General features: G+C 62.0%; 14 protein-coding genes and 2 tRNA genes. 10 read left to right on the top strand and 6 right to left on the bottom strand.

Features of this window, described 5'->3' with window-relative positions:
- Positions 1–66 precede the first annotated feature (66 nt).
- Positions 67–2,820, bottom strand: coding sequence for a pyruvate dehydrogenase (acetyl-transferring), homodimeric type (aceE, locus tag JOE69_RS02240; protein WP_309795725.1), 2,754 nt, complete (start codon positions 2,818–2,820; stop codon positions 67–69).
- 293 nt (positions 2,821–3,113) lie between these two features.
- Between aceE and JOE69_RS02235 the strand changes: the two genes are divergently transcribed.
- From JOE69_RS02235 to JOE69_RS02205, 7 genes are all read left to right on the top strand, one after another.
- Entirely contained in the window at positions 3,114–3,533 is a 420-nt protein-coding gene (locus tag JOE69_RS02235) for a DUF3052 domain-containing protein (protein WP_309795723.1), read from the top strand.
- On the top strand, positions 3,530–4,024 hold the full coding sequence (locus tag JOE69_RS02230; RefSeq protein WP_296363455.1) for a peroxiredoxin: 495 nt from the start codon (positions 3,530–3,532) through the stop codon (positions 4,022–4,024). The genes JOE69_RS02235 and JOE69_RS02230 overlap by 4 nt, the downstream gene beginning before the upstream one ends.
- Entirely contained in the window at positions 4,017–4,994 is a 978-nt protein-coding gene (locus JOE69_RS02225; protein WP_309795721.1) for an NAD-dependent protein deacetylase, read from the top strand. Before JOE69_RS02230 ends, JOE69_RS02225 begins: the two co-directional genes overlap by 8 nt.
- 34 nt (positions 4,995–5,028) lie before the next feature.
- Positions 5,029–5,101 (top strand) — tRNA-Val (locus JOE69_RS02220).
- Positions 5,102–5,898: 797 nt separating this feature from the next.
- A complete protein-coding gene (locus tag JOE69_RS02215; RefSeq protein WP_309795719.1) occupies positions 5,899–6,603 on the top strand; it encodes a hypothetical protein in 705 nt (234 codons plus the stop codon).
- A 535-nt stretch (positions 6,604–7,138) separates the two neighbouring features.
- A complete protein-coding gene (locus tag JOE69_RS02210) occupies positions 7,139–7,876 on the top strand; it encodes a tyrosine-type recombinase/integrase (RefSeq protein WP_309795713.1) in 738 nt (245 codons plus the stop codon).
- Positions 7,876–7,955: transfer RNA gene (locus tag JOE69_RS02205), tRNA-Val, on the top strand. The genes JOE69_RS02210 and JOE69_RS02205 overlap by 1 nt, the downstream gene beginning before the upstream one ends.
- An 84-nt stretch (positions 7,956–8,039) precedes the next feature.
- Here JOE69_RS02205 and JOE69_RS02200 read toward each other — a convergent pair.
- A complete protein-coding gene (locus tag JOE69_RS02200) occupies positions 8,040–8,597 on the bottom strand; it encodes a P-loop NTPase family protein (RefSeq protein WP_309795711.1) in 558 nt (185 codons plus the stop codon).
- 169 nt (positions 8,598–8,766) lie between these two features.
- Here JOE69_RS02200 and JOE69_RS02195 point away from each other — a divergent pair, with 169 nt between their 5' ends.
- Both JOE69_RS02195 and JOE69_RS02190 read left to right on the top strand, forming a co-directional pair.
- Positions 8,767–9,069 (top strand): hypothetical protein, encoded by a 303-nt coding sequence (locus JOE69_RS02195; RefSeq protein WP_309795709.1) that lies wholly within the window; start codon positions 8,767–8,769, stop codon positions 9,067–9,069.
- A 133-nt stretch (positions 9,070–9,202) separates the two neighbouring features.
- On the top strand, positions 9,203–9,853 hold the full coding sequence (locus tag JOE69_RS02190; protein ID WP_374709735.1) for a DNA alkylation repair protein: 651 nt from the start codon (positions 9,203–9,205) through the stop codon (positions 9,851–9,853).
- A 114-nt stretch (positions 9,854–9,967) separates the two neighbouring features.
- Here JOE69_RS02190 and JOE69_RS02185 read toward each other — a convergent pair whose 3' ends face one another.
- Complete coding sequence (locus tag JOE69_RS02185; protein ID WP_309795706.1) at positions 9,968–10,501, bottom strand: phosphatase PAP2 family protein; 534 nt, start codon at positions 10,499–10,501, stop codon at positions 9,968–9,970.
- A 389-nt stretch (positions 10,502–10,890) separates the two neighbouring features.
- Between JOE69_RS02185 and gnd the strand changes: the two genes are divergently transcribed.
- Complete coding sequence (gene gnd / locus JOE69_RS02180; RefSeq protein ID WP_296363397.1) at positions 10,891–12,327, top strand: NADP-dependent phosphogluconate dehydrogenase; 1,437 nt, start codon at positions 10,891–10,893, stop codon at positions 12,325–12,327.
- Between the two features lie 73 nt (positions 12,328–12,400).
- On the opposite strand, the gene epsC is transcribed toward gnd, so the two are convergent.
- From epsC to msrA, 3 genes are all read right to left on the bottom strand, one after another.
- The gene (gene epsC, locus JOE69_RS02175; protein ID WP_309795703.1) at positions 12,401–12,988 is read right to left on the bottom strand and encodes a serine O-acetyltransferase EpsC; all 588 of its coding nucleotides are present in this window, start codon (positions 12,986–12,988) and stop codon (positions 12,401–12,403) included.
- 43 nt (positions 12,989–13,031) lie between these two features.
- The gene (cysK, locus tag JOE69_RS02170) at positions 13,032–13,967 is read right to left on the bottom strand and encodes a cysteine synthase A (protein WP_309795701.1); all 936 of its coding nucleotides are present in this window, start codon (positions 13,965–13,967) and stop codon (positions 13,032–13,034) included.
- A 77-nt stretch (positions 13,968–14,044) separates the two neighbouring features.
- Positions 14,045–14,569 (bottom strand): peptide-methionine (S)-S-oxide reductase MsrA, encoded by a 525-nt coding sequence (gene msrA, locus JOE69_RS02165; RefSeq protein ID WP_309795699.1) that lies wholly within the window; start codon positions 14,567–14,569, stop codon positions 14,045–14,047.
- Positions 14,570–14,616 lie beyond the last annotated feature (47 nt).

The raw sequence follows: 14,616 nt of genomic DNA, 5'->3' as shown, positions 1-14,616 counted from the left end.
GAAAGTGCCCGTTCCGGATGAGCCGGAACGGGCACTTTCTGCGAAGTGCGGACTAGCGCGTCGCGCCTAGCTGTCGCCGCCGGCGTTGCCGGTGGTGCCGGCGTTCACGTCCAGCAAGCGGTATTTCTCAATTGCCTGAGCCGGGGCTTGCCAATCGACTTCGCCGCGCCGGGCGAGCATCTCCAAAGCCCGGACCACGATCGAATGCGAGTCGATTTTGAAGAACCGGCGCGCTGCCGCCCTGGTGTCGGAGAAACCGAAGCCGTCGGCGCCCAAGGTCGCGAACTCGTTCGGCACGAACTGCCGGATCTGGTCCGGCACGGCCTTCATGTGGTCGGTGACCGCCACGATCGGGCCGGTCGCCCCAGCGAGCTGCTCGGTCACGAAGGGGATCCTGGCCTGCGCGCCAGGGTTGAGGAACTGCTCTTCCTCGGCGGCCAAGCCGTCCCGGCGCAGTTCGGTCCAGGAGGTCACCGACCAGACGTCGGCGGAGACCCCCCACTCGTCGGCCAGGATCTGCTGGGCCTCCAAAGCCCACGGCACCGCAACGCCGCTGGCGAGCAGCTGGGTCCGCGGTCCGTCGACCTTGGCGGGGGCCAGGAGGTAGATGCCCTTGACGATCCCTTCGACGTCGACTTCTTCCGGAGCTGCCGGCTGCAGGATCGGCTCGTTGTAAACCAAGATGTAGTACATGACGTTGCGCTCTTCTTCGGTGAACGAAGAATCGGTCCCGTACATGCGTTCCAGGCCGGAACGGACGATGTGCCCGATCTCATAACCGTAGGCCGGATCGTAGCTGATCACTGCCGGGTTGGTGGCGGCCAAGATCAACGAATGGCCGTCCGCGTGTTGCAGGCCTTCACCGGTCAGCGTAGTGCGTCCGGCGGTGGCGCCGATCACGAAACCGCGAGCCATCTGGTCGGCGGCCGCCCAGAGGCCGTCGCCGGTGCGCTGGAAGCCGAACATCGAATAGAACACGTAGACCGGGATCAAGGGCTCGCCGTGCGTGGCGTAGGCCGTGCCCGCGGCGGTGAAGGCAGCCACCGAACCGGCTTCGTTGATGCCCGCGTGCACGATCTGGCCCGCCGGGGATTCTTTGTACGCCAAAACCAGATCACGGTCCACGGACAAGTAGTTCTGGCCCTTGGGGTTGTAGATCTTCGCCGTCGGGAAGAACGAGTCCATGCCGAAGGTCCGGGCCTCGTCCGGGATGATCGGCACTACCCGCTTGCCGAACTCCTTGTCCCGCATGAGGTCCTTGAGCAGACGCACGAACGCCATCGTGGTGGCGGCGAGTTGCTTTCCCGAGCCGCGGTTCGCCACTTCATAGGCTTTGTCCTCGGGCAGGGCCAGTTCCGTGTGTTTGTGCCGCCGTTCCGGGACGAAGCCGCCGAGGGCCTTGCGCCGTTCCATCAAGTATTCGATTTCCGGGGTGTCCATGCCGGGGTGGAAATACGGCGGTTCGTACGGATTGGCCTCAAGCTGCTCATCGGTGATCGGGATCCGCAGGTGATCGCGGAAATCCTTCAAGTCCTGCAGTGTGAGCTTCTTCATCTGGTGCGTCGCATTGCGCCCTTCGAAGTGAGTGCCCAGGCCATAGCCCTTGACGGTGTGCGCCAGGATGACCGTCGGCTTGCCCTTGAATTCCATGGCGGCTTTGTACGCTGCGTAGACCTTGCGGTAGTCGTGGCCGCCGCGCTTGAGGTTCCAGATTTCTTCGTCGGTCATGTCCGCGACCATTTCCTTGGTCTGCGGGGACTTGCCGAAGAAGTGTTCCCGGACGAATCCGCCGGATTCGGCTTTGTACGTCTGGTAGTCGCCGTCGACCGTGGTGTTCATGATGTCCACCAACGCGCCGTCGTCGTCCTTTTCCAGCAGCGCATCCCACTCGCGCCCCCAGACGACCTTGATCACGTTCCAGCCGGCACCGCGGAAGAACGCTTCGAGCTCCTGCATGATCTTGCCATTGCCACGGACCGGGCCGTCCAAACGCTGCAAATTGCAGTTGATCACGAAGGTGAGGTTGTCCAGCTTGTCGTTTGCCGCGAGTTGCAGCAGGCCGCGGGACTCGGGCTCGTCCATTTCGCCGTCACCCAGGAAGGCCCAGACGTGCTGGTCCGAGGTGTCTTTGATCCCGCGGTTCTCCAGGTAGCGGTTGGACTGCGCCTGGTAGATCGCGTTCATCGGGCCGATGCCCATCGAGACCGTCGGAAATTCCCAGAAGTCCGGCATCAGGCGCGGGTGCGGATAGGAGGAGAGGCCATGGCCGGCTTTGGATTTCTCCTGCCGGAACCCGTCCAGATCCGCTTCGCTCAGGCGTCCTTCCATGAACGCACGGGCGTACATACCCGGGGAGGCGTGACCCTGGAAATAAATCTGGTCTCCGCCTCCCGGGTGGTCTTTGCCGCGGAAGAAGTGGTTGAAGCCGACTTCGTACAGCGTCGCGGCGCCCGCGTAGGTCGAGATGTGGCCGCCCACTCCGATGCCGGGGCGCTGCGCCCGGTGCACCATGATCGCGGCGTTCCAGCGCAGCCAAGCGCGGTACTTGCGTTCGATCTCTTCGTCGCCGGGGAACTCTGGTTCCTGGTCGACCGGGATCGTGTTGACGTAGTCCGTGGTGGTCACCATCGGTACGCCGACACTCTGAGCTCCTGCGCGCTGCAACAGCGAACGCATGATGAACTGTGCCCGTTCAGTGCCCTGCTCTTTGATCAACGAGTCGAGGGATTCGATCCACTCGGCGGTTTCGTCCGGATCACGGTCAGGCAACTGATTAGTCAGCACGCTCAGAATGTGAGAATTTTCTTCCCCAGCAGCCACATCCAACCTCTCTTGTGCAGCACCGCCTGATAGGCGGCATCGTCAAAGGACCTGCGTAAGGTGAGCGCAGGAATCCAACAACTACTCTAGACCGACGGCCTCTCGGATGCGTAGCCGGATGCGGACTGTGAAGCCGCGGATTGCGACTCGGACGGCAAACGCGCGGTAAGAAGCTTGATGCAGCGCGGTTTAGGGTGTTGTCTTGTGATAATGCACATAGTTGCTGCTCCGGGATTGGGTGCGGGGTGGCAGACTTGGTGTCAACAACAGCAGAAAGGTTCGGGAGGATAACCGTGGGTGAGGCCGAAACCGGCACAGAAGACAACGTGGCGGTGCGATTGGGTTTCAAGGAAGGCGACCTGGTCCAGGAATTCGGATACGACGAGGATATCGATTTCGATCTCCGGGCTGATGTCGAAGATTTGATCGGATCCGACCTGATCGAGGAAGAGGATCACGAGGTCGTGGATGCGGTATTGCTCTGGCACCGGGCCGACGACGGCGATCTGGTTGACGTCTTGATGGACGTGGTGACCTCGCTGGAAGACGGCGGCGTGATCTGGGTCTTGAGCCCGAAGTCCGGCCGGGACGGTTATTTGCCGCCCGCTGAAATCCAGGAAGCTGCGCCGACCGCGGGCCTGCATGTGACCAGCTCGGTGGGCGTTTCCGACGACTGGGCCGCTACCCGGCTGGTTCCGCGCAAGAACAAATGAGCCATGCCGCCGGGACGTCGCGCCAGGTGGTGATCGGCGAAGCGGCTCCGGAGTTCGCTTTGCCGAATCAATTCGGCGAACTGATCCGGCTTTCCGGGCTGCGCGGGCAAAACGTGGTTCTGGTTTTCTACCCTTTCGCATTTTCCCAGGTGTGCACCGCCGAGATCTGCGAGTTGGCCGGCCGGTCGGCGGATTTCGATGCGGCCGGTGCGGCGTTGTTCGCGATTTCGGTGGACAGCAAATACACCTTGCGCGCCTTTGCGGCTGCCGAAGGCGTCGAATTCGGCCTGCTGAGTGATTTCTGGCCGCACGGGGCCGCAGCTGAGGCTTATGGCGTGTTCGACGCTGAGCGCGGCCTGGCCCGGCGCGGCAGCTTTGCGATCGACGCCGAGGGGATCGTGCGTGCTGCCTTCTTCAGTGAGGCCTCGCAAGCCCGGCCCTGGGCGGATTACCAACGGGCGTTGCAGGCCTTGGCCGGCTCGGATGGCTGAGCCGCAGCCTCCGGCGGCATCCGGAAGGCCCGGTTTGGGGCTGACCGGGTTCGTCGCGGACCGGGCGCGGAACAGTCCGCCGGCTTCCGGTGCCCAGGAGCTGGACCAGCAGGCGAGTTCGGAGCTGGAGCAGGCCGCGCAGATCCTTTCGGCCGGCCGGTTCGCGGTCTTGACCGGGGCCGGTCTGAGCACCGATTCCGGAATTCCGGACTACCGCGGCCCCGACGCCCCGCAGCGGAACCCGCTGACCTACCAGCAATTCCTCGGCGACGAGTCGCTGCGCCGCCGCTATTGGGCACGCAATCAGTTGGGTTGGCGGCACCTGCGCCGGGCGCAACCGAACGCCGGGCATCGTGCGATTGCCGAGCTCGAGGCAGCCGGGGCGATCACCGGACTGATCACGCAGAATGTCGATCGGTTGCACAAGGACGCCGGCTCGGTGAACGTGGTGGATCTGCACGGCAGGTTCGACCGGGTGGTCTGCCTGGCCTGTGGCACCGAATTCAGCCGGGATCAGATTGCGGTTCGCCTGGACGAATTCAACCCGGGCTTTCTGGCGCGGGCCGAGGCGAACGGGCAGATCGATCTGGCACCGGATGCGGATGCCGACTTGGACAGTGCCGAACTGATCGGTTCTTTTACGGTGGCGCCTTGCGAAGTCTGCGGCGGAATGCTGAAACCGGATTTCGTCTTTTTCGGCGAAAACGTGCCCAAGGACCGGGTGGAGCGAAGTTTCGGGATGCTGGCCGAGGCCTCGGCGCTGTTGGTCGTCGGATCCTCGTTGACCGTGATGAGCGGATTGCGTTTCCCGCGCCACGCGGTCAAAGCGGGCAAACCCGTGGTGATCATCAATCGGGGTGCGACTCGCGGCGACGATTTGGCCACGCTCAAAATCTCCGCCGGAGTCAGCGAATCGCTGAGTCGGCTTGCGGCTCGGTTGTCGAAATCCGCGGGCGATCAGGTACAGTAGATATTCGTCCGGCAGCTTCGCTGCGGACGGTTGGGGGCCTTTAGCTCAGCTGGTAGAGCGCCACGTTTACACCGTGGATGTCATCGGTTCGATCCCGGTAGGGCCCACCCAGGAAAAATCCCCGTCAATTCAAGGAACTCCGGTTCCTATTGACGGGGATTTTTGCGCAACTGTAGCGGTTTTGTGGCGGCCAAAAACTCTCTAGATTGCAGTAAGTAGAAGTGTTCATAAGTAAGTGAAACGCCATAAAACCGCCACAGAAATCTCCGCCTCCGCGGACAAAAAACGCGCCCCCTTCGAGGTGGTCCTCAAGAAGGGGGCGCTGCAAACCGCGAGGGTTTGGCCGGGGAAGGCGTTCCCAGTTTAAACCCTCGTGCCTACAACGACGACGCGGGGCGCGGGACGACGATCAGCGGCCGCCGTAGTAGCGCTGCTCGTACCATGGCCGGCTGTCCCAGCTTAGAGACCGGCGGCGGATCTGCTCGGCGGGAAACCACCGCTCGATCGACGCGGTGTAATACTCCACGGACCAGTGAAAGCTTGTGAGGACGTTAGTCCTCGTCCAGGCGTAGGCGAAACCTGGAACTGTCTACGGCGAGGGTCGTTGACGCTTACCGCTGCTCTAGCGGGTTTCGTGAGTGATGCGATGACGCATGCCGGAGGGTGATGTCGAAACTCACGCCGCTTCTCAGAATCCATAACGGTTTCTCAGGTGAAAATCAGGCCTCTTTCAGTAGTTTTTGAGGAAGAATTTATTGACTGATTACATTATTAATTAAATACAAAGGGCAAATGATTCAACTTGAAAATGAGAGTCACATTAGTGCTCGAGGCGGGAGGTGAATCTTAGGTCTTTCGAGTCGCCCTACTCTCGCCACCTATTCGAACCTACAGAAGGATTGCAATGCTTAAGAGGCAAATTCTCTCCGTAGCTGTGATTGCCGCTTTTGCGCTGTCGATAGCTCCTCCCGCTCAAGCAAGCCCGGCGGACGTGGTCAGCCTGTCCGCTGAAGATCTAACATTCCTGGAAAGCCAGTCCCAAGTATTAGGGATTGAGGTGCAGGTGCGAGACCGACTCATCGCGAACCTCAAGCAGGGCAAACTGCCGGAGTCGTCAACTGGTGCGACACCAGTAAGCACTGTGACGGATGTTGAGCCGGGCTTTGAGGTGACTACGAAGACGTTCTCTGACGGCTCGGTGTCAAAATCGTCAATCCAGATTCCGAAGCGATCCGTGCCGGGAGCTCCTGTTATGTTCGACATTTCGGAATGTAGAGACACCTCCGGTGTGGGCGTTTTCCCGTTCACTAACTGCAAAGTCCGGACGAATCAGTTCACCTTCAACATCGAGTACCGTGCCGACGGCGCGCTGGGAACAAACGGTAACAACCGGTACTTCACGGCTAGGATCGATCGGATTTACGGCTCTCAGTGGTCGGGGGTAGGAAGCGCCAGTGGGCCACGAGATGAGATGCTCAATCAATACCAAAGCGGTTCTACTCCAGCCTCGGCGCGATCGAGCTACCAAGTGAGCATCGGCCTGATCGGCGCAACGCAGAGCCTCACGTTCTATGTCCAGGATAATCGCCGGTGGGATACTTCGCCGTGATATAATTCCAGGCATAACTTCAATAACTAGAGGTGAATTTATGTATCCGCTGAGCTGGCCGAATATTTTGATTGTCATACTGGGAATTATTGTTATCGCAGTTGCAATATATTTCGTCGTTATATGGATTCGGAAGTCCATCAAAAGAACAGTCACCGAAGAAGTCAGTCAGCAGCAAGCCAAAGCGTCGGACCAGCCAGGGCCCGGCTCAGGATTTTGATACCTTCCTGAGTGTGAAGGGCCATCGGTAGACGACGAAATTGCCCCATACCCGATACCATCTAGGCGTCGGGGTGGGGCAATTTTGGTTAGCGGATGCGGGTCTAGCGGGCGGCGCGGCGTCCGGTGGTTTCGAGGTTTCCCGCGGAGGGGTTGCCGTCGCGCCCACCAGAGGCGAGCGAAGTGACCACGGACAGTACTGCGGTGAAGTCGGCGCGGCGTCCGTGGCGGCCCAGTCAATGCCGAACAGGCCGGTGCGCTACCGGTGGCCCAGAAGGCCGTAGCGGCCTGTGCAGCGGCCTTTAAGGCCCGCTCGATGGCCGCCGCCCAGAATGGGAGGGTGAACACTTTTTGCTCCTTGGGGTTAGGCTCCGGTGAGGATTTCGAGGATGCGAATGAAGTCGATGCGCTGGCCGATGCCGTGGAGGCAATTTACCGGGCTCTGATTTGGGTTCTCGCTACGACTGGATTGCGAATGGGTGAAGTCGTCGAGCTTCGCGTGCGTGATCTTGACGTGAAGCGGCGACGCCTTCGTATCGAACGTTCGGTGACGTTCATCCGCGGGTTGGGCGCAGTCGTCGGGCCGCCGAAGAGCGGCAAGGCGCGGACGGTGCCGCTAACAATACTGGCCTTGGCGTTCTTGGTCTCGCAGGCCGAAGGCAAAGCGCCCGACGATCTGCTGTTCACGACGGGGCGCGGCAAGCAGATCCGAACCAACAATTTCAAAGCCCGATATTTTGATGCGGCGGTACGAAGGGTCAATGAGATTGCGGTGGAGGATGCGGCCGGCGGCCCTGTGACGCTGCCGACGATTAGCGCGGACCTCTGGGTTCACGATCTGCGGCACACAGCGGCATCTTGGGCAGTCCAGTCCGGCGCTTCGGTAAAGTCGGTGCAAAGGATGTTGGGGCACGCTACGGCGGCCATAACGCTCGATACCTACACTGGTCTTTTTGATCAAGATTTGGACCACGTCGCGGAGCGAATGGAGGATCTGATCTTGGCCTCTGTGAAGGTCGAAGGACCACAAAAGGACCACGGGCCAGACGGATAGGGCCGCTGACCTGCGGTGATGTCCGGCATAGGCCACGTTTACACCGTGGATGTCATCGGTTCGATCCCGGTAGGGCCCACCCCGGGAAAATCCCCGGCTTCAGGTTTTGCGAGACCTCGAGGCGGGGGATTTCTTTGTTGTATCGGTACCGGCAGGTAGCCGGCTAACTGGTGAAATCCGGCGAGTCGAGCCAAGCGATGACCTGGTCGGCCAGTTCCGCCACCGTCGCTCCGGTGTCCAGACGGAGCACCGGAAGGTCGAAGCTGGCGAGCCAGTGGTTTTGGCTCGCCAAGCTGCGGCCGTCGAAATCCGGATCGTCGTAGCCTTGGGCCCATTCGAGGAATTCGCGGTGGGCTTGGGCAAGCGGTCCGCCCGGCGCAATGGCCTCGCCGTATCGGCCGGCTTCCCGGGATTCCAGCCGGGCCAGGCGTTCCCGGGCGCCGAGGGTCAGGAACACCACCGCGTCGACGCGCGGCATGACCGGTTCGCCCCAGCCCATCAGCGACCCGGAGAGCACCCAGGAGTCCCGGGGTAGGAAAACCGACTCCATCAAGGACAGCCTTTCGGCCACCGGGCGCGGTTCCTGGTAGGGCGGAACCGTCGGCAGCCAGAAGTAGTCATCGGAATCGCCGTGCGGTATCGAGAGCCGGTCGGCAAGCGCCCGGCCCAAAGACGTGCTGCCGGCGCCGCTGGCTCCGGTGACCAATAATCGAAATGGCACGGCAGATCCTCTCGGCGAATTCAGGGGTTTCCCAGCAAGCCTATCGAAGTGGTCGCGTTTTGTGATCGGCGACGTTGCTCCAGAAAACTTGATCAAATGATCAAGTTAGCCGTAGGGTGCTTCTCGACGACACCGTCGCTCCATCGGTCTGAGCAGTGAAGGAATCCAGGTGAACAAGGGCAAAGCAGCAGCGGCCAAGGAAATTCCGGGGCAGGTTTGCGCGATTTTGAGTGTGGGCCTGGGGGCCTTCGGGATCTGGATGGTTTTGAGCATTTCCGGGACCGGTGGGCAGTGGTTTTTCTCCGTCCTGATGTCGGTTCTGCCGCTGTTGTTCGGCCTGCAAGGGCTTCGATTGAGCAAGGAGCCCGGGGCGACCTGGCCCAGGTTCAGCCGACTGGCATCCTGGTTCGGGATGTTTCTCGGAACCGCGTCCTTCCTCGGATTCCTCTGGTTGCTCGCCAGGTCGAGCTGAATCGGGTCCGGCCGAATCCGGGACAGCCGGCTCAGGTCGTCGGGGGAGGCCGCCATCCGGATTGCGTAGGCTTGGGCTATTGGATGTCCTACCGGAGGTGCGAAAAGTGGCCGAGTCGACGGCGTCTCAAGTGATGGCCGAATTGGCGGTGCTCGAAGACCCAAAGGTGCGCGCGGTGAACCTGCGCCACGGTGATGACCATGGAGTCAACCTCGGTGAGCTCCGGGCTCTGGCCAAGCGCTTGAAAAAACAGCCGGAACTTGTTCCGGAGCTGTGGCGGACCGGTGACACCGCGGCCAGGCTCTTGGCGATCCTGATCTGCCGGCCGAAATCGTTTTCCCGGGAGCAACTGGACGTCATGCTCCGGTCGGCCCGGGTCCCCAAGGTGCATGACTGGTTGATCAACTATGTGGTGAAAAAGAGTCCGCACGCCGAGGCTTTGCGGCGAGAGTGGCTGCTTGATCCGGATCCGGTGATCGCTAGTGGCGGCTGGGCACTGACTGCCGAACGCGTGGTCAAGGCGCCTGAGGGGTTGGACCTCGCCGAACTGTTGGACGTCATCGAAGCCGAGATGAAAGAGGCGCCGGACCGGTTGCAGTGGTCGATGAACAATTGCCTGGCTCAGCTGGGGATTGCACATGCCGAGTTTCGTGCGCGGGCCATCGACCTCGGGGAGCGCCTCGAAGTCCTGAAGGACTATCCGACGCCGGCCAACTGCACCTCGCCGTTCGCGCCGGTCTGGATCCGGGAAATGGTCCGGCGGCAATCCGCGGGGCACCCCTGACTGACTGGTTGGGTTCCCGGGGCGCAAGACGCCGAATCCCGGTCCGAGTCTGTCGGAAGTGATTGTCGCGGTCGAAGCGGGTTGCCGTGCCCGGTTCGGGCGTCGCCCTGGACGCTAGACGCCAGCCAAGATGTAAGGCACCGCGACCAGCGCGCCCGCAGGCACGCCGGCGATGACTTGGGCCACCGTGTGGTCCTTGAGCACCACCCGGGACCAGCCGATGACGAGGGGCAAGAGCAGGAGCGGTGCCCAGGCCCAGCCGAAGCTGCCGACTGTGGCCACCGCGACGAATGCCGCCACCGCGTTGTGCACGGAGAGTTTCCAGAAGGCGTTCACCGCGCCGACCACGATCATGCCGAGTGCTGTGGACAGGAGTCCGACGAAGCCGATCGCGGCGCTGCCCAGGCTGCCGATCAGCACCGGCAGCCGTTGCTTGCGGTCCCCGACGTGGTGGTCCGTGAGCTTTCCGCTCCGCGCTGCGATGAGAATGCCCAGAAATGGGCCGAGTGCCACGAAGATCGCTGCGATGAACCCGAAGAGCAATCCGCGCCAACCGTCCCGTGCGGCCCCGCTGCCGAGCAGGAAAACTGATACCAGTACGGTGGGGGCGAATGCCTCGGTGACGATGCGGGCCAGGGAAGGTTTCACCTGACGATGATGCCGGTGGCGGATGAGCTGCAGATAGACATGGCTCCCGGCCGTCGTCATTGGGGGATACGACGGCCGGGAGCCATTACTGAAAAATATAAACCACGATCTGCTGGTGTGCAAGACGCGAGGGGCGTGTTGCAGAAAACTTGTCGAAGTTAGTCGAGTAGATCGCCGAATAGCCGCCTCGGACACAAAAGTGGCCTCCAGCTCTGACTATTGGGGGATGCCAGACCTGGAGGCCATAGATAAATATACAGGTGATCGTATACGAAGCAAATTCGGTGGTCGGCAACGTCACATTCGCCGGTTCGGTCATGAACCGGGGCGGCCGTCCCGGGGAGGCTAGGCTGGAGGCACAACCGATCCACATCACCCACGGAGGAAGAATGTCTGCACAGATCGGGGTCACCGGCCTCGCTGTCATGGGTGCCAACTTGGCACGAAATCTTGCCCGGAACGGCTTCACCGTCGCCCTGCACAACCGCTCGGTGGCGCGCACCGACGAATTGCTGGCCAAACACGGCGACGAAGGCGACTTCATCCGCACCGAAACACTGCAGGAACTGGTGGATTCGCTCGAGAAACCCCGACGGGTCTTGATCATGGTCAAGGCCGGCGCCCCGGTGGATTCAGTGGTGGATCAACTGGTCCCGCTGCTTGAGCCGGGCGACATCGTGATCGATGCCGGCAACTCGCACTACACCGATACCCGCCGTCGGGAAGCTGCCCTGGCGGAACACGATCTGCATTTCGTCGGAATCGGCGTCTCCGGTGGCGAAGAGGGTGCGCTCAACGGCCCGTCGATCATGCCTGGCGGCTCCAAAGAGTCCTATCAGGCCCTCGGCCCGTTGCTGGAGAAAATATCGGCGCACGTGGACGGCAAGCCGTGTTGCGCCTGGATCGGCCCGGATGGCGCCGGGCACTTCGTGAAGATGGTGCACAACGGCATCGAATACGCGGACATGCAGGTGATCGGTGAAGCCTTTGATCTGCTCCGCTCCGCGGCGGGCCTCGAACCGGCGGAACAGGCAGAGATCTTCGGCGAGTGGAACAAAGGCACTTTGTCCTCGTTCCTGATCGAAATCACCGCTGAAGTGCTCGGACACGTCGATGCCAAAACCGGCAAACCGTTCGTCGACGTCGTGGTGGATGCGGCCGGCCAGAAAGGCACTGGCCGATGGACCGTGATTTCGGCCCTGGAATTGGGCTCGCCCACCTCCGGTATCGCCGAGTCGGTTTTCGCCCGGGCCCTGTCATCGCAAGCCGCACAGCGCAAAGAGGCGCAGAAGACGCTGATCGGAAACGAAGCCGATATCGCCGTCGGCGAGGGTTTCGTGGAAGACGTCAGGCAGGCGCTTTTCGCGTCGAAGCTGGTCAGCTACGCCCAGGGTCTGGACATGCTGACCGCGGCGGCGAAAGAATACGGCTGGGATTTGAAGCTCGATGAAATCGCTTCGCTGTGGCGCGGCGGCTGCATCATCCGGGCCGAGCTGCTCAAAGACATCACTGCCGCCTACGCGGGCGATTCGAAGCCGGCGAACCTGCTCTTCGCCCCGGCCTTCACGGAGGCGATTGCCGAGGCGGTGCCCGCTTGGCGCCGGGTGGTTGCCACCGCGGTGCAGCTGGGCATCCCGGTACCGGTGTTCTCGGCGTCTTTGGCCTACTACGACGGGCTCCGGCGGGACCGGCTGCCGGCGGCGCTCACCCAGGGCCTGCGTGACCTCTTCGGAGCACACACCTACCAGCGGGTAGATGCCGAAGGTACCTTCCACACGCTTTGGGGCGAAGACAAGAGCGAAATCGAGGCAGTGGACAGCCACTGAGTTCGGCGGCGTTCCCGAGAACGACGACGGCGGGTACCCCGGGGCACCCGCCGTCGTCGTTCTCGGGAAAGATTCAGATGTACATGGCCGGATCGATGTACTCGGCCGGATCGACCGCGGGAGCGGTCTCCTTCTTCGCGTCGCGGTGCCGCCAGGTGGCCGGAACGCCGGTCACGATCGATTCTGCCGGGGCGTCTTTGACCACCACCGCATTCGCTCCGATCGCACTGTCGGAACCGATCACCACCGGCCCGAGCACTTTGGCCCCGGCACCGACCGTGACCCGGTCGCCGAGCGTCGGATGGCGTTTGACCTTGGCCAGCGAGCGGCCGCCCAGCGTGACGCCCTGGTAAAGCATCACGTCGTCGCCGATTTCCGCGGTCTCACCGATCACCACGCCCATTCCGTGGTCGATGAAGAAGCGTTTGCCGATGGTCGCTCCGGGGTGGATCTCCACCCCGGTCAACCATCGGGTCAGTTGGGAGAGCGCCCTGGCCGGAAACCGCAATGCCGGGTGCTGCCACATTTTGTGCGTCAGCCGGTGCACCCAGATCGCGTGCAGACCGGAATAGACGAAAAAATTCTCCACCGATCCGCGGGCCGCCGGGTCATGCGCACCGGCGGCCCGCAAATCTTCACGGAGTCTGGCGAAGAAAGCCATGGACCTCTTTCAGTTTCAGCGGATCCGGAAAGCCGGGTTCCGATCAGCCGCGGATATCGTCGTAGAGCACCGTGGAAATGTAGCGTTCGCCGAAGTCGCACACCACAGCGACGATCAGCTTGCCGGCGTTTTCCGGCCGTTTCGCCAATTCCAAAGCAGCCCAGACGATGGCTCCCGAGGAGATACCACCCAGAATACCTTCCTTGGTGCCCAGCTCCCGGGCCACCCGGACCGCGTCTTCGATGGTCGCGTCGATGACTTCGTCATAGATTTCGGTGTCCAGGATTTCCGGCACGAAGTTCGCGCCGAGGCCCTGGATCTTGTGCGGGCCCGGGGCGCCGCCGTTGAGGATCGCGGAATCTTTCGGTTCGACCGCGACGATCTGCACACCCGGCTTGCGGGCCTTGAGCACCTGGCCGACGCCGGTGATGGTGCCGCCGGTGCCGACGCCGGAGACGAAGATGTCCACTTTGCCATCGGTGTCCGCCCAGACCTCTTCCGCGGTGGTGGTCCGGTGGACCTCCGGGTTTGCTTCATTGGCGAACTGCTGCGCCCAGATCGAATTCGGCGTCTCGGCGACGATCTCCTTGGCCTTCTCCACCGCGCCGCGCATGCCTTCGGAGCCGGGGGTGAGCACGATGTCGGCACCGTAGGCGCGCAGCATCACCCGGCGCTCGGTGGACATGGTTTCCGGCATGGTCAGGATCACTTTGTAGCCGCGGGCTGCGCCCACCATGGCCAGCGCGATGCCGGTGTTCCCAGAGGTGCCCTCGACGATGGTTCCGCCCGGCTTCAGTGCGCCGGCAGCTTCGGCGGCATCGATGATGGCTTTGCCGATCCGGTCTTTGACGCTGTTGGCCGGATTGTAGAACTCGAGTTTGACCGCGACCGTCGCATCGAGCCCTTCGGTCAAACGGTTCAACCGAACCAAGGGCGTTCCGCCGACCAGATCGGTCACGTTGTCATAGATGGGAGCCATGAGAATCCTGTTCTGAAGGAATACCTGCTGTGCAGCAAGAAGTTGCTTGACAGCCTATCCGCGCCGATGACGCCAGATTAAGCGCTCAGCCACGAAGAGTAATATTTCCTAGCCTTGGCCAGCTTCGGGTTGATGATCACCTGGCAGTAGCCCTGCTCCGGGTGCTTGGCGTAGAAGTCTTGGTGGTATTCCTCGGCGCGGTGGAATTCCGGCAGCCTGGTGACTTCGGTGACGATCGGATCAGCCCAGAGCTTCTGCGCCCGCTCGATCGCGTCCCGGAAGGCTTTTTCCTGCTCCGCGTCGGCGTAGAACATCGAGGACCGGTACTGGGTGCCGACGTCGTATCCCTGGCGGTTCAAGGTGGTCGGATCGTGCGAAATGAAGAACAAGTCCAGAATGACCTCTTCCGGGATCACGGTTTCGTCGAAGGTCACTGCGACGACCTCGGCGTGCCCGGTCATCCCGGCGCTGACCGATTCATAGTCGGGATGGCGGGTGTGGCCTCCGGTGTATCCGGAGGCCACGTCGGCCACGCCCTTGGTTTTCCGATAAATGGCATCCAGGCACCAGAAGCATCCGCCGCCCAATACAAAAGTTTTCACATCCGGTTCAATGTTCGGGACCGCCGGATGATTCCCGGCAGAGCTTA

It is taken from the genome of Arthrobacter russicus (genome assembly GCF_031454135.1).
In the GTDB taxonomy this organism is placed as follows: Bacteria; Actinomycetota; Actinomycetes; order Actinomycetales; family Micrococcaceae; genus Renibacterium; species Renibacterium russicum.
The sequence above is the reverse complement of the archived record's forward strand: the minus strand, read 5'-3'. Positions and strand labels throughout refer to the sequence as shown.

What these genes read in the sequence shown, in the direction of transcription:
- JOE69_RS02215 (WP_309795719.1), top strand. Translation starts at nt 5,899, where the DNA reads ATGCTTAAGAGGCAAATTCTCTCCGTAGCTGTGATTGCCGCTTTTGCG.
- cysK (WP_309795701.1), bottom strand. Translation starts at nt 13,967, where the DNA reads ATGGCTCCCATCTATGACAACGTGACCGATCTGGTCGGCGGAACGCCC.
- epsC (WP_309795703.1), bottom strand. Translation starts at nt 12,988, where the DNA reads ATGGCTTTCTTCGCCAGACTCCGTGAAGATTTGCGGGCCGCCGGTGCG.
- JOE69_RS02225 (WP_309795721.1), top strand. Translation starts at nt 4,017, where the DNA reads ATGGCTGAGCCGCAGCCTCCGGCGGCATCCGGAAGGCCCGGTTTGGGG.
- JOE69_RS02190 (WP_374709735.1), top strand. Translation starts at nt 9,203, where the DNA reads ATGGCCGAATTGGCGGTGCTCGAAGACCCAAAGGTGCGCGCGGTGAAC.
- JOE69_RS02210 (WP_309795713.1), top strand. Translation starts at nt 7,139, where the DNA reads ATGGCCGCCGCCCAGAATGGGAGGGTGAACACTTTTTGCTCCTTGGGG.
- JOE69_RS02230 (WP_296363455.1), top strand. Translation starts at nt 3,530, where the DNA reads ATGAGCCATGCCGCCGGGACGTCGCGCCAGGTGGTGATCGGCGAAGCG.
- gnd (WP_296363397.1), top strand. Translation starts at nt 10,891, where the DNA reads ATGTCTGCACAGATCGGGGTCACCGGCCTCGCTGTCATGGGTGCCAAC.